This window comes from Nitrobacter sp. (assembly GCF_051535215.1).
GTDB lineage: Bacteria > Pseudomonadota > Alphaproteobacteria > Rhizobiales > Xanthobacteraceae > Nitrobacter.
This window is the reverse complement of record NZ_JBPPLY010000003.1, coordinates 295,680-319,128: the sequence shown is the minus strand read 5'-3', so window position 1 is coordinate 319,128 and position 23,449 is coordinate 295,680. Positions and strand designations below refer to the sequence as shown.

Annotated in this window: 23 protein-coding genes; 17 read left to right on the top strand and 6 right to left on the bottom strand. The window is 63.0% G+C overall.

Going from position 1 to position 23,449, the window contains the following annotated elements:
- Nucleotides 1-25: 25 nt before the first annotated feature.
- Nucleotides 26-1,933, bottom strand: a complete 1,908-nt coding sequence (locus tag ACS3WB_RS05950) for a SurA N-terminal domain-containing protein (protein WP_438274641.1) — start codon at nucleotides 1,931-1,933, stop codon at nucleotides 26-28.
- Between the two features lie 257 nt (nucleotides 1,934-2,190).
- Between ACS3WB_RS05950 and tpiA the strand changes: the two genes are divergently transcribed.
- The 5 genes from tpiA (at nucleotide 2,191) to ACS3WB_RS05925 (ending at nucleotide 7,433) form a co-directional block, all read left to right on the top strand.
- A complete protein-coding gene (gene tpiA / locus ACS3WB_RS05945; RefSeq protein WP_438274640.1) occupies nucleotides 2,191-2,943 on the top strand; it encodes a triose-phosphate isomerase in 753 nt (250 codons plus the stop codon).
- 140 nt (nucleotides 2,944-3,083) lie between these two features.
- Nucleotides 3,084-3,473 carry a preprotein translocase subunit SecG gene (gene secG / locus ACS3WB_RS05940; protein ID WP_438274639.1) on the top strand — a complete coding sequence of 130 codons (390 nt, stop codon included), beginning with the start codon at nucleotides 3,084-3,086 and terminating at the stop codon, nucleotides 3,471-3,473.
- Nucleotides 3,474-3,638: 165 nt separating this feature from the next.
- Entirely contained in the window at nucleotides 3,639-5,270 is a 1,632-nt protein-coding gene (locus ACS3WB_RS05935; RefSeq protein ID WP_438274638.1) for a CTP synthase, read from the top strand.
- A 91-nt stretch (nucleotides 5,271-5,361) separates the two neighbouring features.
- On the top strand, nucleotides 5,362-6,225 hold the full coding sequence (gene kdsA, locus ACS3WB_RS05930; RefSeq protein WP_438274637.1) for a 3-deoxy-8-phosphooctulonate synthase: 864 nt from the start codon (nucleotides 5,362-5,364) through the stop codon (nucleotides 6,223-6,225).
- Nucleotides 6,222-7,433, top strand: coding sequence for an MFS transporter (locus tag ACS3WB_RS05925; RefSeq protein WP_438274636.1), 1,212 nt, complete (start codon nucleotides 6,222-6,224; stop codon nucleotides 7,431-7,433). Before kdsA ends, ACS3WB_RS05925 begins: the two co-directional genes overlap by 4 nt.
- 13 nt (nucleotides 7,434-7,446) lie before the next feature.
- On the opposite strand, the gene queF is transcribed toward ACS3WB_RS05925, so the two are convergent.
- The gene (queF, locus tag ACS3WB_RS05920; protein ID WP_438274635.1) at nucleotides 7,447-7,923 is read right to left on the bottom strand and encodes a preQ(1) synthase; all 477 of its coding nucleotides are present in this window, start codon (nucleotides 7,921-7,923) and stop codon (nucleotides 7,447-7,449) included.
- Nucleotides 7,924-8,163: 240 nt separating this feature from the next.
- On the opposite strand from queF, the gene eno reads away from it, so the two are divergent.
- Nucleotides 8,164-9,447 (top strand): phosphopyruvate hydratase, encoded by a 1,284-nt coding sequence (gene eno / locus ACS3WB_RS05915; RefSeq protein WP_438274634.1) that lies wholly within the window; start codon nucleotides 8,164-8,166, stop codon nucleotides 9,445-9,447.
- 57 nt (nucleotides 9,448-9,504) lie between these two features.
- Here eno and ACS3WB_RS05910 read toward each other — a convergent pair whose 3' ends face one another.
- Nucleotides 9,505-10,179, bottom strand: coding sequence for a hypothetical protein (locus tag ACS3WB_RS05910; RefSeq protein WP_438274633.1), 675 nt, complete (start codon nucleotides 10,177-10,179; stop codon nucleotides 9,505-9,507).
- Between the two features lie 222 nt (nucleotides 10,180-10,401).
- Between ACS3WB_RS05910 and ACS3WB_RS05905 the strand changes: the two genes are divergently transcribed.
- The 4 genes from ACS3WB_RS05905 to ACS3WB_RS05890 all read left to right on the top strand — a co-directional run bounded on the left by ACS3WB_RS05905 (nucleotide 10,402) and on the right by ACS3WB_RS05890 (nucleotide 13,324).
- A complete protein-coding gene (locus ACS3WB_RS05905) occupies nucleotides 10,402-11,652 on the top strand; it encodes a hypothetical protein (protein WP_438274632.1) in 1,251 nt (416 codons plus the stop codon).
- A gap of 14 nt (nucleotides 11,653-11,666) precedes the next feature.
- On the top strand, nucleotides 11,667-12,254 hold the full coding sequence (locus tag ACS3WB_RS05900) for a protein-S-isoprenylcysteine O-methyltransferase (RefSeq protein ID WP_438274631.1): 588 nt from the start codon (nucleotides 11,667-11,669) through the stop codon (nucleotides 12,252-12,254).
- Between the two features lie 134 nt (nucleotides 12,255-12,388).
- The gene (locus ACS3WB_RS05895) at nucleotides 12,389-12,946 is read left to right on the top strand and encodes an NADPH-dependent FMN reductase (protein WP_438274630.1); all 558 of its coding nucleotides are present in this window, start codon (nucleotides 12,389-12,391) and stop codon (nucleotides 12,944-12,946) included.
- 60 nt (nucleotides 12,947-13,006) lie between these two features.
- Complete coding sequence (locus ACS3WB_RS05890; protein WP_438274629.1) at nucleotides 13,007-13,324, top strand: FtsB family cell division protein; 318 nt, start codon at nucleotides 13,007-13,009, stop codon at nucleotides 13,322-13,324.
- Here ACS3WB_RS05890 and ACS3WB_RS05885 read toward each other — a convergent pair.
- Nucleotides 13,303-13,524, bottom strand: coding sequence for a hypothetical protein (locus ACS3WB_RS05885; protein ID WP_438274628.1), 222 nt, complete (start codon nucleotides 13,522-13,524; stop codon nucleotides 13,303-13,305). The two genes, ACS3WB_RS05890 and ACS3WB_RS05885, sit on opposite strands and share 22 nt — an antisense overlap.
- On the opposite strand from ACS3WB_RS05885, the gene pdhA reads away from it, so the two are divergent.
- From pdhA to ACS3WB_RS05855, 6 genes are all read left to right on the top strand, one after another.
- Nucleotides 13,523-14,545 (top strand): pyruvate dehydrogenase (acetyl-transferring) E1 component subunit alpha, encoded by a 1,023-nt coding sequence (pdhA, locus tag ACS3WB_RS05880; protein ID WP_438274627.1) that lies wholly within the window; start codon nucleotides 13,523-13,525, stop codon nucleotides 14,543-14,545. The genes ACS3WB_RS05885 and pdhA overlap by 2 nt on opposite strands.
- Nucleotides 14,546-14,571: 26 nt before the next feature.
- On the top strand, nucleotides 14,572-15,987 hold the full coding sequence (locus tag ACS3WB_RS05875) for a pyruvate dehydrogenase complex E1 component subunit beta (RefSeq protein WP_438274626.1): 1,416 nt from the start codon (nucleotides 14,572-14,574) through the stop codon (nucleotides 15,985-15,987).
- An 18-nt stretch (nucleotides 15,988-16,005) separates the two neighbouring features.
- Complete coding sequence (locus ACS3WB_RS05870; RefSeq protein ID WP_438274625.1) at nucleotides 16,006-16,443, top strand: hypothetical protein; 438 nt, start codon at nucleotides 16,006-16,008, stop codon at nucleotides 16,441-16,443.
- A 9-nt stretch (nucleotides 16,444-16,452) separates the two neighbouring features.
- The gene (locus ACS3WB_RS05865; protein ID WP_438274624.1) at nucleotides 16,453-17,820 is read left to right on the top strand and encodes a pyruvate dehydrogenase complex dihydrolipoamide acetyltransferase; all 1,368 of its coding nucleotides are present in this window, start codon (nucleotides 16,453-16,455) and stop codon (nucleotides 17,818-17,820) included.
- A gap of 76 nt (nucleotides 17,821-17,896) precedes the next feature.
- On the top strand, nucleotides 17,897-19,318 hold the full coding sequence (gene lpdA, locus ACS3WB_RS05860; protein WP_438274623.1) for a dihydrolipoyl dehydrogenase: 1,422 nt from the start codon (nucleotides 17,897-17,899) through the stop codon (nucleotides 19,316-19,318).
- Between the two features lie 643 nt (nucleotides 19,319-19,961).
- Nucleotides 19,962-20,786 carry a tetratricopeptide repeat protein gene (locus ACS3WB_RS05855; protein WP_438274622.1) on the top strand — a complete coding sequence of 275 codons (825 nt, stop codon included), beginning with the start codon at nucleotides 19,962-19,964 and terminating at the stop codon, nucleotides 20,784-20,786.
- A gap of 133 nt (nucleotides 20,787-20,919) precedes the next feature.
- On the opposite strand, the gene xth is transcribed toward ACS3WB_RS05855, so the two are convergent.
- Nucleotides 20,920-21,711 (bottom strand): exodeoxyribonuclease III, encoded by a 792-nt coding sequence (gene xth / locus ACS3WB_RS05850; RefSeq protein WP_438274621.1) that lies wholly within the window; start codon nucleotides 21,709-21,711, stop codon nucleotides 20,920-20,922.
- A 77-nt stretch (nucleotides 21,712-21,788) separates the two neighbouring features.
- Nucleotides 21,789-22,121 carry an iron-sulfur cluster insertion protein ErpA gene (gene erpA / locus ACS3WB_RS05845; protein WP_438274620.1) on the bottom strand — a complete coding sequence of 111 codons (333 nt, stop codon included), beginning with the start codon at nucleotides 22,119-22,121 and terminating at the stop codon, nucleotides 21,789-21,791.
- 112 nt (nucleotides 22,122-22,233) lie between these two features.
- Between erpA and ACS3WB_RS05840 the strand changes: the two genes are divergently transcribed.
- Entirely contained in the window at nucleotides 22,234-23,448 is a 1,215-nt protein-coding gene (locus ACS3WB_RS05840; RefSeq protein ID WP_438274619.1) for a deoxyguanosinetriphosphate triphosphohydrolase, read from the top strand.
- Nucleotide 23,449 lies beyond the last annotated feature (1 nt).

Sequence of the window (23,449 nt, the reverse complement as noted above, 5' to 3'; positions counted from 1 at the left end):
GGGAATATGGGACGCCGTCGATCCGTTAGTTCGAATTGGCGCCGGTGACCTGCGCCACCGCCGCCTGATTGATCGTGGTGCCGATCTCGGTTTCGAGTCTGACGATGTACTGGCCGACGTCCTCATCGGCCAGGGCGCGCTGCAGGCTGTCCTTCAGTTTCTTCATTTCGTCGGAGGCGGGATCGAGCGGCTGTACCTTCACGTCGGTGACACGGAAAACCACCCAGTCTTCAGGGCCCGCGCCGGGCGCCTGTCCGGCTCCGTCCTTGGCCGTGCGGAATACCGCGGCGATCACGGCGCCCGGCAGGCCGCCCGCCGTGCCGTCGCGCTTGATGTCGCTCGCGCTCTCGACCTTCAGACCGAAACCGGCCGCCTCGTCGGCGAGCTTGCCGCCCTTATCGAGCTTGCGGACCATGTCCGTCGCCTTGGTCATCAGCCGGCTGCCGATCTGTTCGTCGCGCCATCCGGCCTCGACCTTGTCCTTGACCTCGTCGAGGGTGCGCTCGCGCGAGGGCGTGACGCCGAGCACGTCGAACCAGACGTAGCCGTTATTGCCGATCTGGAGCGTTTCGTTGTCGACGCCGACATCGCTGGCGAAAGCCTGCGCGATCAGTTCGACGCCCGGCGGCAGCCCCGTGACCGGTTTGCCGTCCGGCGCGCGTCCGGAACGGTCGACGGCATCGATGGTGACCGCGGTGAGGCCGAGCTTCTTGGCGGCCTCGACAACGCTCGCCCCGCCGCCGCGCTCGTCCTCCATCTTGTTGTGGAGGTCGTTGACTTCGGCGCGCGCGCGATCGACCGCAATATCGTGTTTCAGTTTCGCGGCGACGCCGTTGTAGGTCGGCTGGTTGCCGGGTTCGATCTTGCCGACCTTGACCAGCGCGACACCGAACTTTCCCTGGATCGGCTGGCTGACCTCATCGGTCTTCAGCGAGAAGGCGGCGTCGGCGGTGGCCGGGTCGATGATCTCCGACCTGGTGACCGTGCCCAGATCGACGTCGGAGGCCGCGAGACCGCGCTCCTTGGCGATGTCGTCGAAGGAGGCGCCGGCCTGGATCTTGCTCCGCGCCGCCTGCGCATCCGCCAGGTTCGGAAACACCATCTGCCAGAGCTGCCGCTTTTCTGGTGTGGACAGCTTGTCCTTCTGTTCCTCATAGGCCTTTTTGGCATCCTCGTCGGACACCGTTATCGATTTCGCGATCGACTCCGGCGTCATCACGACGAAAGCGATCTTGCGGAATTCAGGCGCGCGAAACTGCACCTTGTGGGCGTCGAAATAGCTCGCAAGCTGCTCCGGCGTCGGCGGATCGATGTTTCCGGCCTGCGCGGTGCCGAGCTTGACATAGTCGATGGTGCGTTGCTCGTTCTGGAAGCTGTTCAGCATATCGAGAAGCGTCTTCGATGGCTCTACACCGGCCGCCACCGTGCCGGCGATCTCGCGGCGCAGCGTCGTATGCCGCTGTTCGGCGACGTAGCGTTGCTCGGTGTATCCCATCTGGCGGATCAGGCCCGCGAAGCGCGCCGGGTCGAATGCATTGTTGGCGCCCTTGAAGTTGGGATCATTCATGATCTGTCGCTTGATCTCCTCGTCCGACGCGTTGAGGCCCTTGCGCCGCGCGTCCTCGTCAAGCGCGGCTTCCGCGATCACCTGCTGCAACACCTGACGGTCGAGGCCGAGGGCCCTGACCTGGTCGGGAGACAGCGAACGCCCGAACTGGCGCCCGATCTGCTGCAGCCGGTCATTGTAGATCTCGCGGAATTGCTCGGTCGAAATCTGGGTGCCGCCGATCGTGGCTAGGGTCGACTGGCCGAAACCGTGAAAGATGTCCGCGATGCCCCAGATGCCGAAAGCCACGATCAGCAGGCCCATCACGATGGTCATGAGGGTCTTGCCGAGCCAGTTGGATGAGGCGTTACGTATTCCTCGAAGCATGAGTCCGTCTTTTGCAGGAGGGGGCGGTTCGCGTCTCGGCGAAAGTAGCCGCGCGAGCGCGTCACCGAGTTGATAACGCATCATAAAGTGGCAATCCAGCGCTCGCAACCTCGGCGGGACGAACCGTCGCGCGTTGCGGCGGATAGCGGAGACTGGTCCCGGTGGATAACCTCTGCTAGCTAGACCCCTCGAACCTTCGACGCGGGGATCGCGCGTGCCGAGGGGACGAACTGTCGAAATCACCCATGAGAGATTCCATGACCGGGCTGCGACCGCTGATTGCTGGAAACTGGAAGATGAACGGCCTCAAGGCGTCGGCCAGCGAACTCGGCCAGATGATCGCAGGCGCGGACGGTCCCGCGCAAAAGGCCGATCTGCTGATCTGTCCGCCGGCAACGCTGCTGCTGGCCTTTGCCGGGGCGGTTCAGGGATCGCCGCTGCGAATCGGTGCGCAGGATTGTCACCCCAAGCCCTCCGGAGCCCATACGGGCGATATCTCCGCCGAGATGATCGCCGATGCGGGCGCGACCGCCATCATCGTCGGCCATTCCGAGCGGCGCGCCGACCATGGCGAGACCGACGCGCTGGTGCGGCAAAAGGCCGAGGCAGCGTGGCGGGCGACGTTGATCGCGATCGTCTGCGTCGGCGAAACCCAGGACCAGCGCGATGCCGGCCAGACGCTCGAGGTGGTCGGACGGCAGCTTGCCGGTTCGCTGCCGGATGGCACGACGGCCGCCAATCTCGTCGTCGCCTACGAGCCGGTCTGGGCCATCGGCACCGGCCGCACCCCGACGCCGCAGGATGTACAGGAGGTTCATGGATTTATCCGTGATCAGCTCAACCAGCGCTTCAGCGGAGAGGGGGCCAAGATCCGCATCCTCTATGGCGGCTCGGTGAAGCCGTCGAACGCTGCGGAGTTGCTGGCTGTGCCGAATGTGAACGGGGCGCTGATCGGTGGCGCCAGCCTCAAGGCGACGGATTTTCTGGGGATCGCCCAAGCCGTTGCCTGATCGGTTCAAATCGCGGCGAAGGGTCGGTTTGCGGGGGTGGCAATCCCGCCGGCGATCGTGTAGACAGCGGCCAACTTCAACCCCCACAGGCGTGCCCGACCGGGTTACCCGGCGCGATTGCTTGTGACGGACGGTGTTCGATGCAGACCGTAGTTATCGTTCTCCACCTGATGATCGTTTCGGCGCTGACTGTCGTCGTGCTGCTGCAGAAGTCCGAAGGCGGCGGCCTCGGCATGGGCGGCGGTGCGGGCTTCATGTCGAGCCGTGGCACCGCGAACCTGTTGACGCGCACCACCGCTTTCCTCGCGGCCGGTTTCTTCTTGACCAGCCTGTTCCTGTCCTGGCTTGCGGGCTACGAGCACAAACCGGGTTCGATTTTGGACGCCGCACCGGCGTCGCAGTCGCAGCCGGCAGGAGGCGCGACACCGGTCGCTCCGCCTGCGAGCGGCGGCCTTCTCGATTCGCTGAAACAATCCGAGCAACCGGCCGCGCCGGCGCCCGCGGGTCCGCAGGCGCCTCGCTCGCAATAAAGCAGGGCGCCATGCAGGACCGAGGTTGCCGTCCTGCATAAATAGCCTCATCTAAGAAACTGCAATCGTTAGAATTTTGAAGTCACCCACAGCCGATCCGCATTCTGGCTGACGGCTGCGATTGGTTTTGGCGAATCGACACGGGAGCCTTAAAGGTTGAGTCCCATGGCGCGCTATATTTTCATTACCGGCGGCGTGGTTTCCTCGCTCGGAAAGGGTCTGGCATCGGCGGCGCTCGGCGCGCTGCTGCAGGCGCGCGGCTACAAGGTCCGCCTTCGCAAGCTCGACCCCTATCTCAATCTCGATCCCGGCACGATGTCGCCGTATCAGCACGGCGAGGTGTTCGTCACCGACGACGGCGCCGAGACCGATCTCGATCTCGGCCATTACGAGCGCTTCACCGGGCGTCCCGCGACCAGGCAGGACAACATCACCACCGGCCGCATCTATCAGGATATCCTGACCAAGGAGCGCCGCGGCGATTATCTCGGCGCGACGATTCAGGTGATCCCCCATGTCACCAACGCCATCAAGGAGTTCATCCTCGACGGCAACGACGGCTACGACTTCGTGCTGTGCGAGATCGGCGGCACGGTGGGCGACATCGAGGGGCTGCCGTTCTTCGAGGCGATTCGCCAGCTCAAGAACGACCTGCCGCGCGGTCATGCGGTCTACGTTCACCTGACCCTGCTGCCGTTCATTCCGAGCGCAGGCGAGTTGAAGACCAAGCCCACGCAGCATTCGGTGAAGGAACTGCGCTCGATCGGCATCCAGCCCGACATCCTGTTGTGCCGCACCGACCGGGAAATTCCGAAGGAGGAGCGCCGCAAGCTCGGGCTGTTCTGCAACGTCCGCGAAAGCGCCGTGATCGAGGCGCGCGACGCCGACAACATCTATGCCGTGCCGGAAGTCTATCACGCCGCGGGCCTCGACGACGAGGTTCTGGCGGCGTTCGGAATCGAACCGCGGAAGCCGCCGGCGCTGCAAGGCTGGCACGAGGTCAACGAGCGTATCCGCAATCCCGAAGGTGCGGTGACGATCGCGATCGTCGGCAAGTACACCGGCATGAAGGATGCCTACAAGTCGCTGATCGAGGCATTGTCCCATGGCGGCATCGCCAACAAGGTGAAGGTCAATCTCGACTGGATCGAGAGCGAGGTGTTCGAAAACGAAGACGCCGCGCCGTTCCTCGAACACGTCGACGGCATTCTGGTGCCGGGCGGGTTCGGCCAGCGCGGCGCCGAAGGCAAGATCAAGGCGGCGCGGTTCGCCCGCGAACGGCATGTCCCTTATTTCGGCATCTGCTTCGGAATGCAGATGGCCGTGATCGAGGCGGCGCGCAATCTGGTGGGAATCGAGAACGCAAACTCGACCGAATTCGGTCCGACCAGCGAACCCCTGGTCGGTCTGATGACGGAATGGCTGCGCGGCAACGAACTGGAGAAGCGCTCCAGGGCCGGCGACCTCGGTGGCACCATGCGGCTCGGCGCTTACCCAGCGGCGCTCACGCGCGGCAGCCGCGTTTCCGAAATCTATGGCGGCGCGCTGGAGATTTCGGAGCGGCATCGCCACCGCTATGAGGTCAACACAGCATACAAGGACCGCCTTGAGCAGCACGGCCTGCGCTTCTCGGGTATGTCGCCCGATGGTGTTTTGCCCGAGATCGTCGAATACGAGGATCATCCCTGGTTCATCGGGGTGCAATACCATCCCGAACTGAAATCGCGGCCATTTGAGCCGCATCCGCTGTTCGCCTCGTTCATTCAGGCGGCGGTAGTGCAGAGCCGGCTGGTATAGGCTGCGCTTGAGCGCAAATATTCGAAGTCGCGACAGGCGGGTTGATCCCGCCGCTGCCGGCCTGCATGGTCGGCCAGCAAAGGAATCCGTCTTGAATCAGTCTCTCTCCGCTGCGTCTGTCGTCGCTGTCGGCCCGGTCACTTTTGGTCAGGACCGGCCGCTGTCGGTCATCGCCGGCCCATGCCAGATGGAAAGCCGCGCCCATGCGCTCGAAGTTGCCGGCGCGCTGAAGGAAATCGCCACGCGGTTGAATATCGGCCTTGTCTTCAAATCCTCGTTCGACAAGGCCAACCGCACCAGCGCCTCGGGCGCGCGCGGGATCGGACTGAAAAAGGCGCTGCCGATTTTCGCCGAGATCCGTGCCTCGCTGGGATTGCCCGTCCTCACCGACGTGCATGAGGCCGCGCAATGCCTCGAAGTCGCGCAAGTGGTCGACGTGCTGCAAATACCCGCCTTTCTGTGCCGGCAGACCGATCTTTTGCTGGCGGCGGCGGCGACCGGCAAGGTTATCAACGTCAAGAAAGGGCAATTCCTCGCGCCCTGGGACATGGCGAACGTGGTCGCCAAGATCGTGGAGGGCGGCGACCGCAACGTGCTGGTAACCGAGCGCGGCGCGTCCTTCGGCTACAACACGCTGGTCTCGGATATGCGTGCGTTGCCGATTCTTGCGCGCACCACCGGCGCACCCGTCATCTTCGACGCCACCCATTCGGTGCAGCAGCCGGGCGGGAAGGGGACATCCTCGGGCGGCGAGCGCGAATTCGTGCCGGTGCTGGCGCGCGCAGCGGTCGCGGTCGGCGTCGCCGGCGTGTTCATCGAGACCCATCCCGATCCCGATCATGCGCCTTCTGACGGTCCCAACATGGTGCCGCTGCGCGAGTTCGAGGCACTGGTGCGGCGACTGATGGCGTTCGATGCGCTGGCGAAGGCGGTCGATCCGGCCCCTGCGAAATGACATCGGCCACCCCGGCCGCGGCCGGACCGCACAAATTGCCGCCGCTTCTGAATATTGTCGCGCTCGCCACTTTTGCGGCGAGCCTGTCGACGCGCGCGCTGGACCCGGTGCTGCCGCATGTCGCCGACGACATGTCGGTGACGGTTGCGACCGCCGCCGGCCTGTCGGCGATAACCGCCTTCTCGTTTGCGCTCGTGCAGCCGCTGATCGGCGCGGCCGCCGACGTGTTCGGCAAGGCGCGGCTGATGCTGGTTTGCCTGGTGCTGCTCGGCATCGCGAACGTCGCAGGCGCGCTCTGCACATCCTACAGCGCGCTGTTCGTGACGCGCATCTTCGCAGGCGTCGCGTCGGGTGGTGTTTTCCCGGTCGCGCTCGGCATGGCGAGCGATCTCGTCCCAGTGTCACAGCGGCAGGTGGCGATCGGCAGGACGATCGCGGGTACTGTGAGCGGTAATCTGCTTGGCGCGTCCTTTTCCGGGGTGATCGGCGATCTCGTCGGCTGGCGCGGCGTGCTTGTCGTCCTCGGCGTGCTGGTTTTGGCCGCCTCGACCGCCGTCGGCGTTGGATTCCGCCGCGGCAATGCGATAGCTGCCTCGCGGCAGATGAAGTTCACGGATCTGCGCCATGGCTACCGGCAGATCTTCACCAATCCCAACGCCAGGGTCTGCTATTCCGCGGTTTTCATCGAAGGCTGCTGCGTGTTTGGCCTGTTTCCTTACGTCGCGGCGTTTCTGTTCGAACTCGGCGAAACGCGGCTTTCGGTCGCGGGCATCGTTATCGCGGGATTTGCAGTCGGCGGCCTGTTCTACACGATGACGGTGTCGCGCCTACTGTCGGCGCTCGGCATCCGCAGCATGATGATAGCGGGCGCAATGCTGGCGGCGGCGCAGATCGTGGCCGTCGCTCTCGGTCCGGACTGGCGTATCCAGACACTCAGCTTCATCCTGATGGGCTGGGGCTTCTACATGCTGCACGGCTGCCTTCAGGTGTTCGCCAGCGAATTGTCCGAGCAGGCGCGGGCGACCGCGTTGTCGCTCCATTCGTTCTTCTTCTACATGGGTCAGACGGCCGGTCCGATCGCCTATGGTGCGAGCCTTGCCTGGGTGGGCAAATTTCCGACCCTTGCCGCAAACGCGGTTCTCATCGCGATTCTCGGACTGGTCTGCGCGCGCCTGCTGGCCGGGAGGGCCGGCATGCGCGAGGGGTAGAGCATCCGCGGCTTCAACCCCGTCCCCGGTACGATGGCACGTCCTGATCGGGAATCCAGACGCCCTTCGGCGCGGTTCCGGTCTGCCAGAACACGTCGATCGGAATGCCGCCGCGCGGATACCAGTAGCCGCCGATGCGCAGCCATTTCGGCCTGATCGCAGCGGCGATGCGCTTGCCGATCGCAACGGTGCAGTCCTCGTGAAAAGCGCCATGGTTGCGGAAACTCGCCAGATAAAGTTTGAGCGATTTCGACTCCAGCAGCCACGATCCCGGCACATAGTCGATCACGAGGTGCGCGAAGTCCGGCTGGCCGGTGACCGGACACAGCGCGGTGAACTCCGGCGCCGTGAACCGCGCGACATAATTGGTGTCCTTCTGCGGATTGGGTACACGGTCCAGCTTCGCGGCCTCCGGCGAATCCGGCCACGTCACCGCGCGACCAAGCTGCAGCGTGGGTGATTTTGGCGAGGATGGAAGCTTTCGTGGCATGATTATCTCCATCGGAGCGCGGTCAGCAAAACTGGAAGCCGGTTTGGCGTCCGATCGCGCGCCGAACTTATTTTGAACGGCGCATGATCTTTTGGCCAAACCGCTCACACTTTGGCGGATCATGCGCTTCTGATAGCCAATCGTAACGAATACGTCACGATTCACGGCCTTTCCCGCGCCCAAGCATTGCTGTAGAAGCACCGCAAAATCCAGTGATTCAAGTGATTCAAGAGGTTCTTAATGACCGCCATCGTCGACATCATCGGCCGCGAAATTCTCGACAGCCGCGGCAATCCGACCGTTGAGGTCGACGTGGCGCTCGAAGACGGCGCGATGGGCCGCGCCGCGGTGCCATCGGGCGCTTCCACCGGAGCGCATGAGGCGGTCGAACTGCGCGACGGTGACGAAACCCGCTATTTCGGCAAGGGCGTGCGGAAGGCGGTCGACGCGGTGAATGGCGAGATTTTCGATGCCATCGGGGGCATGGACGCCGAGCAGCAGACGCAGATCGACGATATCCTGATCGAACTGGACGGGACCGCGAACAAGAGCCGGCTCGGCGCCAATGCGATTCTCGGCGTGTCGCTGGCGCTTGCCAGGGCTGCGGCGGACTCGCTCGATATGCCACTGTACCGCTACGTCGGCGGCGTCTCGGCGCGGACGCTTCCGGTGCCGATGATGAATATCGTCAACGGCGGCGTGCACGCCGACAACCCGATCGACTTTCAGGAATTCATGATCATGCCGGTCGGCGCCGCGACCTTCTCGGACGCATTGCGCTGCGGCTCGGAAATCTTTCACACCCTGAGAGCCGAATTGAAGAAGGCCGGCCACAATACCAACGTCGGCGACGAGGGCGGTTTCGCACCGAACCTGCCATCGGCCAGCGCGGCGCTCGATTTCATCATGAGCGCGATCGTCAAGGCCGGTTACAAGCCGGGCGACGACGTGGTGCTGGCGCTCGATCCGGCCGCGAGCGAGTTCTTCAAGGACGGCAAGTATGTCTATTCGGGCGAGGGGAAGACCCGCTCGGTCGAGGAGCAGGCGAGATACCTTGCCAAGCTGGCGGCGGACTATCCGATCGTCTCGATCGAGGACGGGATGGCCGAGGACGACTTCGAGGGCTGGAAGCTCCTCACCGACCTGATCGGCAACACCTGCCAGCTTGTCGGCGACGACCTGTTCGTCACCAACGTGGCGCGGCTCGCGGACGGCATCAGGAACGGCCGCGCCAATTCCATCCTCATCAAGGTCAACCAGATCGGCACGTTGACCGAGACCCTGGCTGCCGTCGAAATGGCCTATAAAGCCGGCTACACCGTCGTGATGTCGCACCGCTCGGGCGAAACCGAGGATTCCACCATCGCCGATCTCGCGGTCGCCACCAATTGCGGGCAGATCAAGACCGGTTCGCTGTCGCGATCGGACCGCGCCGCCAAATACAACCAGTTGCTGCGCATCGAGCAGCAGCTTGGCGCTCAGGCGAAGTATGGTGGACGTGCGGCGCTGAAGGCGCTGGCGTAGCGCTCCTACTCGGGCGGATAAACAGGCGGCCGGCGCATTAGGATTGTGCCTTGCCGCTTACTGCGCCGCAGGTGCGGCCGAGACCTCATGGCGTTTGGCGGGCCGCTTGACACGATGGGTGCCCCCGCCGACCGCCTGCAGCACCGCCGCGATCGCCTGGCGATGGAGGGCATCGGCCTTGTCGATCACGAAATGGTTGTAGGCGCCGCTTTCATTGAGGTTGGAAAGGCTGCCGCGGAACTGTTTGCCGGGCTCGACGGGACGGCCCCATGCGGTTGGCACGTAGAAATTGATGATTCGGCGCACGTTCGGTGGAACCCGGTCCGGCGCGGTCGGATCGAAGTTCACGATCAGCGCCACGGGAATTCTGTTGGCGTTCAACTTGCGCGCCAGGGAAATCGTCGTGTCCGCGCCGTAGGAATGGCCCATCAGGATGACGGGCTCGCGATTGCCCGCGTGATACTGGGCTGTGATGCTGTCGGCAAGCGATGACCAGGATGTATAGGAGACGGCCTCGGCCCTTACGCCGACTTTCTCGAGTTTCGCGGCCAACTCGTCCATGCCAAGAGAAAAGACGTTAAACAGGCCGCGCATCAGGTAGACGTGGCCGGGCCGGTGCGGCGCGATGGTCTGCGCGTCGGCCGACGTTGTCAGCATCCCGCCGATCATCAGGAACAGACTTACCATTGCGGCATGCAGGCCGCGGCGCGCAGGCTGGAAAATGCTCAGCATCAAAGGTTCCAGTTCAGATGACGTGCGGATCGCACTATATTTCGCCTCCACGTTCTCCCGTCAATCGCGCCGCCATAAATCCTGTGGGTTGTGATTGAAACGTCACAACTGATCGTGTCTCCGGACACGTATTCGCAGCCGGATTCTGTAGTATCCTGATCGTGGCCAGAATGAATTCATGCAAAAACACTGTTCGATAACAGCGAGGAAGTGACGGATTGCATGATCGCAAGGCGGCATGTCTTTCATATTGGCGGATACGATCCGATCTCGCCCGAGCAGCAACTCGACCGGTTCCGCCGGTCGCTGTCGCTGTTTCAGCGAACCTGGGGCGTTCGTGCTGAAATCGTGAGCGGCATCGAGGCGACGCCGGTCAGCGCGTCATGGGAGATGGAGGCCTCGGGTCCCAACTGGAACACCCGTACGTCCTACGAAATGCTGAGGTGGGACGATCTGATCCGGGAAGATCATGCTCGCGGCATGTGGTCGCGTCTGTGTGAGGCCTTCACCACGCTGGCCGACTTCGTCCTGACCGGCACGCTGTTTCGTTTCATGTATTCGAGCTGGAAATATGCCGGCTTCTTTCTATTCCCGTATCTGTATCTCGCAGGGTTTGCCGCGTGCGGGGCCGTCATAGGGTACGGTCTGGTTCGGCTCGCCGGCGTCACCGGGTTTGCGGCAATCCTGCTCATGGCGGCGTCGACCGTCGGCATGACGGCAGGTCTGCTGTACCTGTTGGGCTGGCGATGGCCGATCAATCACGTGTTCGACGACTGGATCTTCTCGCGTGAGTTCGTCTACGGAAAGCGGCCGCGCATGGATGCGCGGATCGAACAGTTCGCGGAACGAATTCTCGAGAGAGTTCGTAACGCCGATGTCGACGAGATCGTCGTTGTCGGCCATTGTCTCGGCGCCGCGCTGGTGATGGATGCGGTTGCGCGCGCGCTTGAGCGCGAACCGGAGCTTGCGAGGTGCGGCCCTCCGCTGTGCATCCTGACCGTCGGCGCCACCATTCCGAAGTTCTCGCTGCATTCGCGCGGGGAGCGCATTCGTCAGGCCACGCAAACGGTCGCCGACGAGCCTCGAATCCGATGGACCGAATATCACGCGCGCGATGACGCCATCAGTTTTTACCGCTTCGATCCGGTCACATTGAAGCGTTTCAGCCGCGAGCGCTCCGACGGACGTCCGAACATCCGGCGCGTGCAGTTGCACGACATGATGGACAAGGCCAGCTTCCGCCGTCACCGCTTCAACTTCATGCTGTTGCACTACAAGTTCCTGATGGGAAACAGCGTGCGCGCCAATTACGACCATTGCCTCATCATCTGTGGCCCGCTGCCGTTCGACGAGATCACCGCGCCGCGCGGCGGAGTCGAGCGCTTCGGAGAGGATGGTGCTCTTCTTACGAAAGCCCGGCCTGTGGCGACGGCAGCGGCCATTCCGGCGGATGCCGCCGCCGACGCGGTTTAGGCGCAGCGTTGATCATGTCCTCCATTGCGCTCGGACAGACGATCTGGCTCGTCGGCATCGTCGCCTGGTTCGTCATCCGCTATCCCTACGCTCGGCGGGCGCGGCGCACCGCGACCTTGCGGCGCGACGGCGCCTGGCGCGAGCGCGCGCTTTTGGCTGTCGCCTTTCTCGGCCTGTTCGCGATCCCGGCTCTCAATCTTGCGACGGGATGGCCGCGTGCGTTCGCCTATGATCCGGGTTACGGGCTCGTCTTGTCCGGCGCCGCATTGTTCGCATTTTCGCTTTGGTTATTTCGTCGTTCGCACAAGGATCTCGGCCGGCAGTGGTCGGCGGCGCTTGAGGTGCGGGAGGGGCATCGGGTTGTCCGCAACGGCGTGTACCGATCAATCCGCCATCCGATGTATGCGTCGTTCTGGCTGTGGGCGGCCGCGCAAGCCTGCCTGCTGCCGAATCTCGTCGCTGCACTGAGCGGGCTTCTCGCCGTGGCGTTGTTGTTCTTCGCGCGCGTGAATTTCGAGGAGCGGATGATGATCGAAGCCTTTGGCGACGACTATCGGCGCTACATGAAGGAAACAAAACGGATTATTCCCGGCGTGTATTGATTGGCGCAACGCGGGCGTCGTCAATCGGAAGCGCGAATCAATCTTGCGACTTGCAATAAAGGTTCCGATAAATAGATGCATTTGCATTGTTCAGGACCCGCCGGATTTGAAGCGGCACAACCACAGGATCGATCATGGCATCCCAATTCAGCGTCGCCGTTATCGTCGGCAGCCTTCGCCGAGAGTCATTCTCCCTGAAAATCGCCAAGGCCTTGACGAAGCTTGCGCCATCCTCGCTAAAGCTCGACGTCATCACGCTCAACGAATTGTCGTTCTACAATCAGGATCTTGAGGCTACGCCGCCAGCCGATTGGGTGAGTTTCCGCGAGCGCGTGAAGAAGGCGGATGCCGTCCTGTTCGTGACTCCCGAATACAACCGGTCCGTTCCGGGCGTTCTCAAAAACGCCATCGATGTCGGATCGCGCCCCTACGGACAGAGCGTCTTCGACGGCAAGCCCGGCGGCGTCATCAGCAATTCGCCGGGCGCCATTGGTGGGTTCGGCGCCAATCATCATCTGCGCCAATCGCTGGTATTCCTCAACGTGCCGGTGTTGCAGCAGCCGGAGGCCTATGTCGGCGGCATTGGCGATGCGTTCGACGAAAACGGCGAGCTGGTCAAGACCTCCCTGCGCGAGTTTCTCGAAGCCTACATCAAGGCCTTCGCCGCCTGGGTCGCGCAGCAGAAGAAATAGGAGGCTGCGCGAGGGCCGACCATTAGCGAAGCCTTAACCGGGTCGCCGCATCGTCTGGCCATGGTCTCGCGTTCACGACTCAAATCGCTGCTTACCGGGCTCGCCCTCTACACGATGGCGGCGATGATCGTCGGCTATTTCGGCGTCAACGCCTATACCGGCAAGTACGGGCTGAATGCCCGGCAGGAGCTTGACCAGGAGATCGTCGCGCTGACTTCCGAGCTGGCGCGGCTGAAGGCGGAGCGTGCCGAGGGCGAGAAGCGGGTCGCGCTCCTGCGCTCGAGCGGAATCGACCCTGACATGCTGGACGAGCGTGTCCGCTTCCAACTCGACTACGCCAACCCGCGCGATCTCGTTCACGTCATCCGCCCGAAATAATCCGACGCCGGCAGCCCTTGCGCGTGATTGCGTCCGACCGCGAAAACCTGTCGTCTAATTTCAAAAACGTTCCTTTTTCGGTCATGGAATTTCGCTGACGCTGCAATGCGGAAGCGGTGCGCATCAATTTGATCGCGCGCTTTCAAGGTGGTGCGAGTTGAGCTAGAGAAGGTGATCCTTCCCGCATCCGGATTTGACATGGCCGCATCCAAGAAAAGCGTCGCGCAGACAGCAGACAACGGCTCGGAGAGCGGGTCGCCCCCCGCGTTCACGCGCGAGCAGGACCTTCAAGCCTTGCGCGACATGCTGCTGATCCGCCGTTTCGAGGAAAAGGCCGGCCAGCTCTATGGAATGGGTGCGATCGGCGGCTTCTGCCATCTCTACATCGGTCAGGAAGCGATCGTGGTCGGGATGCAGATGACGCTCGGAAAGGGCGATCAGGTCATCACCGGATACCGCGACCATGGCCACATGCTGGCCTGCGGCATGGATGCCAAGGGCGTAATGGCCGAACTGACCGGGCGTCGCGGCGGCTATTCCAAGGGCAAGGGCGGCTCCATGCATATGTTCAGCAAGGAGAAGCACTTCTACGGCGGCCACGGCATCGTCGGCGCGCAGGTGTCGCTCGGAACCGGCCTTGCCTTCGCCAACCGCTACCGCGGCAACGACCGCGTCAGCCTCGCTTATTTCGGAGACGGCGCCGCCAATCAGGGCCAGGTTTATGAGAGCTTCAACATGGCGGAGCTTTGGAAGCTTCCGGTGGTCTACATCATCGAGAACAATCGCTACGCGATGGGCACGTCGGTGACGCGCTCGTCTGCGCAGACCGATTTCTCCAAGCGCGGCGTGTCCTTCAACATTCCCGGCGAGCAGGTCGACGGGATGGACGTCCGTGCCGTGAAGGCGGCGGGCGACAGGGCGGTGAAGTGGTGCCGCGAGGGCAACGGCCCTTATATCCTGGAGATGCAGACCTACCGCTATCGCGGCCACTCGATGTCCGACCCCGCGAAGTACCGCACGCGCGAGGAGGTCGACAAGGTCCGGCACGATCAGGATCCGATCGAACAGGTCCGCAACCGGCTGCTGGCGGACAAGGTCGCCGAGGACGAACTGAAGAAGATCGACGCTAAGGTGCGCGAGATCGTCAATATGGCCGCGGACTTCGCGCAGAACGATCCCGAGCCTGACGCATCCGAACTTTACACCGACATTTACCGCTGAGCGCGCAAGCCTTTTTCGGAGCGACCATGCCAATCCAAGTTCTGATGCCCGCGCTTTCGCCGACGATGGAAAAGGGCAACCTCGCCAAGTGGCTGAAGAAAGAGGGCGAGGCGGTGCGGTCCGGCGACGTCATCGCCGAGATCGAGACCGACAAGGCCACCATGGAGGTCGAGGCGACCGACGAGGGCACGCTCGGCAAGATCCTGATTCCGGAAGGCACCAACGATGTCGCGGTGAACACGCCGATCGCGACCATTCTTGCGGATGGGGAAAGCGCCGCTGATCTCGGCAAGGCGGAGGCGCCCAAGGCCGCCAGGATGCCCGCTCAAGATGTGTCCAGCGAGGTCGCCGAATCCCGCGCGCCGGTCGGCGAGGGCAAGCCGATGATCTCGGATCCCAAGCGACCTGCCGGCACAGCGGCGGAGATTCCCGAGGACCCCGACATTCCCGCCGGCACCGAGATGGTGACCATGACCATCCGCGAGGCGTTGCGCGACGCCATGGCGGAGGAAATGCGCCGCGACGGCGACGTCTTCCTGATGGGCGAGGAAGTGGCTGAGTATCAGGGCGCCTACAAGGTCTCGCAGGGCCTTTTGGAAGAGTTCGGCGCGCGGCGCGTGATCGATACTCCGATTACCGAGCATGGCTTTGCCGGCGTCGGCGTCGGCGCGGCGTTTGCCGGCCTGAAGCCGATCGTCGAGTTCATGACCTTCAATTTCGCGATGCAGGCGATCGACCAGATCATCAACTCCGCCGCCAAGACGCTTTACATGTCCGGCGGGCAGATGGGCTGTTCGATCGTGTTCCGGGGACCGAACGGCGCCGCCGCGCGCGTCGCCGCCCAGCACAGCCAGGATTATTCGGCGTGGTATTCGCAAATCCCGGGCCTTAAGGTGATCGCGCCGTATTCCGCCGCCGATTATAAAGGGCTTTTGAAAGCTGCGATCCGCGACCCCAATCCGGTGATCTTCCTCGAAAATGAAATCCTTTACGGGCACACCGGTCCGGTGCCGAAGTTCGAAGACTATGTGCTGCCGATCGGCAAGGCGCGGATCGCGCGCGCCGGCCAACACGTCACGCTGGTCTCATGGTCGAACGGCATGACTTATGCGTTGAAGGCGGCCGATGAACTCGCGAAGGAGAGCATCGAGGCCGAGGTCATCGATCTGCGCACGCTGCGTCCGATGGATACCGACACCATCGTGGCCTCGGTGCGGAAGACCGGTCGCGCGGTGACCGTGGAGGAGGGCTGGCAGCAGTCCGGCGTCGGTGCCGAGATCGTCGCGCGGATCATGGAGCATGCGTTTGATTATCTCGACGCGCCGGTAATGCGCGTCTCGGGCAAGGACGTGCCGATGCCGTACGCGGCCAATCTCGAGAAGCTCGCGCTGCCGTCGGTGGCTGAAGTTGTCGAAGCGGCCAAGGCCGTCTGTTATCGGTAGAAGCTGGAAGAACTTCCAATGCTGTATGGCGGAAATTCTCTTGTGTGGTGGGAAACGCCGCTTTCATCGGGAGCTTATAAGAATTTTTCTATAACCGAAGGGTCGTGGAAGAATGACACCTTTTCGGTGCCGATCGATTGTGTTCGTGAGCAGGACGATCACTGGGAGCAATGGGAGTGTTCCATCAATAAAGCTGTATGGGTACGTGTGATCGCAGATGAGTTCTATGAGGCGGGAATAGAATTGCCAAAGCTGCCGAATGGGCCGTTCCGGGCTCCGTTCTTTCGCATTACCCGATCAAGTCACACTCCGGTCTATGAAGAGCTTCTGAAAATAACCGGAGTGATGAAGTCAAAGGCTGCAGATCAAATAAGGGAATATCTGGTTTCCAGTATGGGAAATCAGGTTCATTTTCTTGCGATGGAAGAGCCGGTATTCAGGCGACTAGCGAATTGAAGGACGATTATGCCGATCAACATCCTGATGCCCGCGCTGTCGCCGACGATGGAGAAGGGCAACCTCGCCAAGTGGCTCAAGAAGGAGGGCGACAAGGTCAAGTCCGGCGACGTGATCGCCGAGATCGAGACCGACAAGGCGACCATGGAGGTCGAGGCGGTGGACGAGGGCACCATCGCGAGGATTCTGGTGCCGGAAGGTACGCAGGACGTACCGGTCAACAATGTGATCGCGGTGCTCGCCGGTGACGGCGAGGACGTGAAGGCGGCGGCGAGCAGCGGCGGCGCTGCGAAAGCCGAGCCGAAGGCCGAAGCAAAAGCAGAATCCAAGGTGGGAGAGAAGGCTGGCAGCGAGGGAGCGACTCGAACCCCGGACTCATCCTCCAGCGCTCCTGCGCCCAAGCCGGCATCGTCAGGAGCGCAGGCAGCATCGACGGCTTCCGCCAACGGCCATGGCCGCATCTTCTCCTCGCCGTTGGCGCGGCGGCTGTCGAAGGAAGCGGGGATCGAGCTTGCGCGCATCGATGGCAGCGGTCCTCATGGCCGCGTCGTCGCGCGCGATGTGGAGCAGGCGAAATCCGGCAAGGGGCTGAAGGCACCGGCTGCGCCCGCAGGCGCGCCGTCAATCGCGCCCGCGATGTCCGACAAGCAGATTCTGTCGCTGTTCGAGGACGGCTCCTACGCGATCGTGCCGCATGACAATATGCGGCGTACGATCGCGCAGCGCCTGACCGCCTCGATCCAGACCATTCCGCATTTCTATCTGACGATGGACTGCGACATCGGCAGGCTGCTTGCCGCGCGTGAGGACATCAACGCGTCTGCACCGAAGGATAAAGAGAAGAAGCCACTCTACAAATTGTCGGTCAACGACTTCGTCATCAAGGCGATGGCGATTGCGTTGCAGCGCGTGCCGAATGCCAATGTGAGTTGGACCGAAGGCGGCATGCTTAAACATAAGCATTCCGACATCGGGGTCGCGGTGGCGATGCCGGGCGGGCTGATCACGCCGATCATCCGTAAGGCGGAGACGAAATCGCTCTCGGCGATCTCATCTGAAATGAAGGACTTCGCCGCGCGGGCGCGGGCGCGAAAACTCAAGCCCGAGGAATATCAGGGCGGCACCACGGCCGTGTCGAACCTCGGCATGTACGGCATCAAGGATTTCACCGCGGTCATCAACCCGCCGCACGCCACCATCCTCGCGGTCGGCGCCAGCGAGGAACGTGCGGTCGTGCGGGGCGGGAAGATCGAGGCGGCGCACATCATGAGCGTGACGCTGAGTTGCGATCACCGCGCGGTCGACGGCGCGCTCGGCGCGGAGCTGATCGGTGCGTTCAGGACGCTGATCGAGAACCCCGTGATAATGATGGTGTAGGATCTTCTTTTCCTCTCCCACAACGGAGAGAGGGAACGGGGAGCCAGACAAACTCACTTCGGAATAGCGAATATTTATGCCCGACACCTCCTTCGACGTCATCATCATCGGTTCCGGTCCCGGCGGCTACGTCACCGCGATTCGCGCGGCGCAACTCGGCTTCAAGACGGCGATCGTCGAGAAACAGCATCTCGGCGGCATCTGCCTGAACTGGGGCTGCATTCCGACCAAGGCGCTGCTGCGCTCGGCGGAAATCTATCATTACATGCAGCACGCCAAGGATTACGGCCTGTCGGCGGAGAAGGTGAGCTACGACCCGAAGGCGGTGGTCCAGCGCTCGCGCGGGGTTTCGAAGCGCCTCAACGAGGGCGTCGGCTTCCTGATGAAGAAGAACAAGGTTGCCGTAATCTGGGGCGAGGCGTCGATCGACGCGCCCGGCAAGATCACGGTGAAGGCGGGCAGCGCCGATGCGCCGAAAGGCGTGCTGGGCGCGGGCAGCTATCAGGCCAAGCACATCATCGTCGCCACCGGTGCGCGGCCGCGCGCGCTGCCGGGGCTGGAGGGCGACAAGAAGCTGGTGTGGACCTACTTCGAGGCGATGGTGCCCGATCGCATGCCGAAGTCGCTGCTCGTCGTCGGCTCCGGCGCGATCGGCATCGAGTTCGCCTCGTTCTTCCGCACCATGGGTGCGGAGGTCACGGTCGTCGAGGTGGTGCCGCAGATTCTTCCCGTCGAGGATGCCGAGATCGCCGGCCTTGCCCGCAAGCAGTTCGAGAAGCAGGGCATCAGGATCATGACCTCAACCAAGGTCACCAAGCTCGACAGAACGGCCGACAGCGTCGTCGCCACAATCGACGATGGCAAGGGCAAGCCGGTCACCGCCGAGTTCGAGCGGGTGATTTCGGCGGTCGGCGTGGTCGGCAATATCGAGAACCTTGGCCTTGAGAAACTCGGCGTGAAGACCGATCGCGGCTGCATCGTGATCGACGGTTATGGCAGGACCAGCGTGTCCGGCATCTACGCGATCGGGGACGTCGCCGGACCGCCGATGCTGGCGCACAAGGCCGAGCACGAGGGGGTCATCTGCATCGAAGCGATCAAGGGGCTGAAGCCGCACCCGATGGACAAGCTGCTGATCCCCGGCTGCACCTATTGCCACCCGCAGATCGCATCCGTAGGCCTGACCGAAACCAAGGCGAAGGAGGCGGGCAGGGACATCCGCGTCGGCCGCTTCCCGTTCGCCGGCAATGGCAAGGCGATTGCGCTCGGCGAGGATCAGGGGCTGGTGAAGGTGATCTTCGACAAGACGACCGGCCAGCTTCTGGGCGCGCACATGATCGGCGCGGAAGTCACCGAGTTGATCCAGGGCTATGTGGTGGCGATGAACCTCGAAACCACCGAGGAAGAGCTGATGCACACCATCTTCCCGCATCCGACGCTGTCGGAAATGATGAAGGAAGCCGTGCTCGACGCTTACGGCCGCGTGCTCAATATGTGAGAAGCTATAGCGCTTTCGAGCGAAGTGGGTGCCGGTTCGCGTGAAGAAAACGCGTCAAAAAATTAAGGCTGTGCCGGCTTATAGCCTGAAGCCGTTCCGAAACCGGGCCGGCCGGCCCACGGTTGCCGGGGAGCCACTTTTGTTGCCAGCGCGCAACACCGATCGGACATTTAACCCTGTCAACAGGTGGCTCTTGCAGACGCCGCTATTTAGCCACACCACTTCGTGAATTATTCCGAATGTCGGCTGAAGGCGGACGCTCATCCTGGCTTGGGGACATCCTCTCGCCGGAGCGATCCGATCAAAAAAAGAAGCCGCCGGGGAAACAGGTAGGCGATGGTCGAGACGGGGATCAGGAGCAGGCTGGCGAACCGTCATGCGACGGCAGGTCGGGATCGCACGTCCCATCGCTGGTTTCATGCCGCGGGATCGAGCGGGCGGCAACTCCGATGGCCCGTCGGATTCCGTCGCTTCGTCGTTATCGCGGGAGCACTTGACGTAAATTTGACCAGCGGCGGATGCACCGAACGAAAGACCAATTGGCAGCGTCGCGCGACCAACCCTACATCCATCTTGCTCAGGAAAAATGCCCAGCGGATCGGACCGGCAGCCGGCGGTGGCGGGGTATATGAGAAATCGCGTCATGTGGACGTCTAGGAGCAGAGTTCTTGTTGTGTTGGCGTGGGGCGCGATTTGCGCCAGCGTGCCGGCGTCCGCTTTTGACGGAACCGTAGCCGGGCAGTCGGATTCAGCGACGGCAGCGGCGCTCCCCGTGGCCGCCGCGCCTCTCGCCGGTGGTCAGGCGCTGAAGAAGGCGGTTCCTCCGGGCACCTCGCTGACGGCGCTGCAATATGCCGCCGAGGGCGGGCATCCCATTGCCCAGTGGCGGCTGGGGCGGATGTATGCGAACGGCGACGGCGTCACCCAGGACGATCAGCGCGCCTTCGAGTACTTCAGCCGTATCGCCAATGCCCACGCTGAGGACAGCCCTTCGGCGCCGCAGGCCGCTGTTGTCGCCAACGCCTTCGTTGCGCTGGGACGCTACTACCTCCAGGGTATCCCGAATTCGACGATCAAGCGCGACGCCGAGCGCGCGCGAGAGATGTTCTCCTACGCGGCCTCCTATTTCGGCAATGCCGACGCGCAATACGATCTGGCGCGGCTTTACCTCAAAGGGATCGGCGCTCCCCACGATGTGAAATACGGCGCTCGCTGGCTCGGCCTTGCGGCGCAGAAAGGCCAGCATGAGGCCCAGGCGATGCTGGGCAAGATGCTGTTCAACGGCGATCAGTTGCCCCGCCAGGCGGCGCGCGGCTTGATGTGGCTGACGCTCGCCCGGGACGCAGCCCAGCCGGACGAGACCTGGATCACCGAAAGCTACAACAAGGCGATCGCGAAGGCTTCCGAAGACGACCGCGCCATGGCCCTGCAGATGCTGGAGCATTGGGTGCAGGGGCGGCGGGACTGACGCCGTTTTCGAGTGCAACCTTTTCGCGGCCCTCGTCCGTGCGACCGCAGGACTCAATATCCCTGGCATCCAATTGTAGTGGGGCGTCCGAATCCCTGCATTCGCTGGGATGACCGGACCCGCGGCTTGATGTTCAGATGGTTTGTAGATCGAGGTCGATCCAGACCGGGACATGGTCCGACGCCTTTTCCCAGGCGCGGACATGGCGATCGATCCCGACCGCGCTGAGCCGGTCGCTGGCCTGCGGCGACAGGAGCAGGTGGTCGATCCGCAACCCGTTGTTCTTCTGCCAGGCTCCGGCCTGATAATCCCAGAAAGTATATTCCCCGGCGGCGTCGGAGGCCGCGCGTAGCGCATCGGTCAGGCCGAGCCCGAGCAGCGTCTGAAAGGCTTGCCGCGTCTGCGGCCGGAACAACGCATCGTCAACCCACGAGGCCGGATTGTAGACGTCGCGCGGAGCCGGGATGACGTTGAAGTCGCCGGCAAGCACGAAGGCTTCCTCGCTTTTCAGCCTCTCGCGTGAATATTCAATAAGTCGCGATATCCAGCTGAGCTTATAAGGATACTTCTCGGTATTCGGCGGATTGCCGTTGGGCAGATAAAGGCAGGCGATCCGCACGACGCCGTGCTTGAGCGAGACCACGCCTTCGAGGAATCGCGACTGCACATCGCCCTCGTCGCCGGCAAGCCGCGGCCGGGTCTCGTCGAACGGGAATTTCGACAGCAGCGCCACGCCGTTGAAAGTCTTCTGGCCGTGCGTCACCACATTGTAGCCGAGCGCTTCGATGGCCTCGCGCGGAAACTGCTCGTCGACGCATTTGGTTTCCTGAAGACAGACGACATCCGGCGCGGTTTCCCCGAGCCAGGCGAGAAGATGATCCAGCCGCTGCCGGATCGAATTGACGTTCCAGGTGGCTATGCGCATGAGGGGATTTCCGCGTGTCACTGCCGGATCTGGTCGGACTTGATCCGGCGCGGGTCGGGTCCGCGCGTGACAGGGAGCTAGATCGAGAAGCTGGTGCCGCAGCCGCAGGACGCGGTGGCATTCGGATTGACAACCCGGAACGACGCCCCGATCAGGTCGTCGACGAAATCGACTTCGGAGCCGCTCAGGAACGGAACCGAGGCGGGATCGACGAGCACCACCGCAGTATCCCGCGCGATCACCAGATCGTCGTCGGCCTTGGCGCGTTCGATGTCGAACTTGTACTGGAAGCCCGAGCAGCCGCCGCCTTCGACGCTGATCCGCAGCATGGCGCCGTCGCCCTCGGATTTGAGGATCTCCCCGATCCGGCGCGCGGCGCGTTCGCTGACGGTGATGTTGGCTTCGGTCATCGTGCGACTCCGTATGCGATGGGCGGGTATTGTCCAATATTTTGCAATGCCCGCAAGCCATAGTTAAGTGCGCCGGACACCGGAATCAAACGATCGGAAGGGGCAAATCGCCGTGTCAGTCGGAATGGCAGCTCCCCGCGCGCCCTATGCCAGCAATCCGGACCGCAGCCGTGGCCGCCTGTTCGCCGAGCCGCCGAGCAGGACCCGCAGCGCTTTCCGGCGCGATTGCGACCGGGTGATCCATTCGACCGCGTTCCGGCGGCTGAAACACAAGACCCAGGTGTTCGTCTATCACGAAGGGGACCACTACCGGACCCGTCTCACCCATACCCTCGAGGTGGCCCAGATCGCCCGCGCGCTGGCCCGGCAGCTCGGCCTCGACGAGGACCTGACGGAGGCGCTGGCGCTGGCTCACGATCTCGGCCATCCGCCGTTCGGCCACGCCGGCGAGCGGGCGCTGGACGTCTGCCTTGATGCGTTCGGCGGTTTCGACCACAACGCGCAGACGCTGAGGGTCGTGACGCTGCTGGAACATCGTTATCCGGATTTCGACGGCCTCAACCTGACCTGGGAAACGCTGGAAGGGGTGGTCAAGCACAATGGCCCGCTGACCGACCGCACCGGCAACCCCGTCGGGCGCTATCAGCATCGCGGCATCCCGGTCGGAATCGCCGATTTCAACCGAACCTACGATCTGGAGCTATGGAGTTTCGCCTCGCTCGAGGCCCAGGTCGCGTCGCTCGCCGACGATATCGCTTACGATGCCCACGATATCGACGACGGCCTGCGGGCCGGGCTGTTCGCCGTGGATGACCTGAAGGCGATGCCGCTGACCGCGGCGATGGTTTCCGACATCGCGCGCGGCCATCCGTTGCTGGACGACGACCGGCGAGGGGCCGCGCTGGTGCGCGAACTGATCTCCTGCCTGATTACGGCCGTTGTGTCCGAGGCGGAGCGGCGGCTTGCCGATGCGCGGCCGCAATCGGCTGCGGAGGTGCGCAGCCATGGCCGTGCGCTGATCGCCTTTCCGCCGGAGATGGCCGAGGCCGAGGCGCTCATCAAGGCATTCCTGAAACAACGGATGTATCGTCATCCTCGCGTCAAGCGGGTGATGGACGAGGCCGAAACCATCGTCCGGGACCTGTTCGCGCGCTACCGCGACGATCCGGCGGCGCTTCCCCCTCAATGGATGCCGGAGGGCGACGACAGCCGCGCACTCGATGCCGAAACGGCGCGCAGGATCGGCAATTTCATCGCGGGGATGACCGATCGCTTCGCCATCACCGAGCATCGCAGGCTTTTTGACTCGACCCCGGATTTGCGTTAGG

Excerpts from the sequence above, each read along its gene's own strand:
- ACS3WB_RS05950 (WP_438274641.1), bottom strand. The coding sequence starts at position 1,933 with ATGCTTCGAGGAATACGTAACGCCTCATCCAACTGGCTCGGCAAGACC.
- tpiA (WP_438274640.1), top strand. The coding sequence starts at position 2,191 with ATGACCGGGCTGCGACCGCTGATTGCTGGAAACTGGAAGATGAACGGC.
- secG (WP_438274639.1), top strand. The coding sequence starts at position 3,084 with ATGCAGACCGTAGTTATCGTTCTCCACCTGATGATCGTTTCGGCGCTG.
- ACS3WB_RS05935 (WP_438274638.1), top strand. The coding sequence starts at position 3,639 with ATGGCGCGCTATATTTTCATTACCGGCGGCGTGGTTTCCTCGCTCGGA.
- ACS3WB_RS05925 (WP_438274636.1), top strand. The coding sequence starts at position 6,222 with ATGACATCGGCCACCCCGGCCGCGGCCGGACCGCACAAATTGCCGCCG.
- queF (WP_438274635.1), bottom strand. The coding sequence starts at position 7,923 with ATGCCACGAAAGCTTCCATCCTCGCCAAAATCACCCACGCTGCAGCTT.
- eno (WP_438274634.1), top strand. The coding sequence starts at position 8,164 with ATGACCGCCATCGTCGACATCATCGGCCGCGAAATTCTCGACAGCCGC.
- ACS3WB_RS05910 (WP_438274633.1), bottom strand. The coding sequence starts at position 10,179 with ATGCTGAGCATTTTCCAGCCTGCGCGCCGCGGCCTGCATGCCGCAATG.
- ACS3WB_RS05905 (WP_438274632.1), top strand. The coding sequence starts at position 10,402 with ATGATCGCAAGGCGGCATGTCTTTCATATTGGCGGATACGATCCGATC.
- ACS3WB_RS05900 (WP_438274631.1), top strand. The coding sequence starts at position 11,667 with ATGTCCTCCATTGCGCTCGGACAGACGATCTGGCTCGTCGGCATCGTC.
- ACS3WB_RS05895 (WP_438274630.1), top strand. The coding sequence starts at position 12,389 with ATGGCATCCCAATTCAGCGTCGCCGTTATCGTCGGCAGCCTTCGCCGA.
- ACS3WB_RS05890 (WP_438274629.1), top strand. The coding sequence starts at position 13,007 with ATGGTCTCGCGTTCACGACTCAAATCGCTGCTTACCGGGCTCGCCCTC.
- pdhA (WP_438274627.1), top strand. The coding sequence starts at position 13,523 with ATGGCCGCATCCAAGAAAAGCGTCGCGCAGACAGCAGACAACGGCTCG.
- ACS3WB_RS05885 (WP_438274628.1), bottom strand. The coding sequence starts at position 13,524 with ATGTCAAATCCGGATGCGGGAAGGATCACCTTCTCTAGCTCAACTCGC.
- ACS3WB_RS05875 (WP_438274626.1), top strand. The coding sequence starts at position 14,572 with ATGCCAATCCAAGTTCTGATGCCCGCGCTTTCGCCGACGATGGAAAAG.
- ACS3WB_RS05870 (WP_438274625.1), top strand. The coding sequence starts at position 16,006 with ATGCTGTATGGCGGAAATTCTCTTGTGTGGTGGGAAACGCCGCTTTCA.
- ACS3WB_RS05865 (WP_438274624.1), top strand. The coding sequence starts at position 16,453 with ATGCCGATCAACATCCTGATGCCCGCGCTGTCGCCGACGATGGAGAAG.
- lpdA (WP_438274623.1), top strand. The coding sequence starts at position 17,897 with ATGCCCGACACCTCCTTCGACGTCATCATCATCGGTTCCGGTCCCGGC.
- ACS3WB_RS05855 (WP_438274622.1), top strand. The coding sequence starts at position 19,962 with ATGTGGACGTCTAGGAGCAGAGTTCTTGTTGTGTTGGCGTGGGGCGCG.
- xth (WP_438274621.1), bottom strand. The coding sequence starts at position 21,711 with ATGCGCATAGCCACCTGGAACGTCAATTCGATCCGGCAGCGGCTGGAT.
- erpA (WP_438274620.1), bottom strand. The coding sequence starts at position 22,121 with ATGACCGAAGCCAACATCACCGTCAGCGAACGCGCCGCGCGCCGGATC.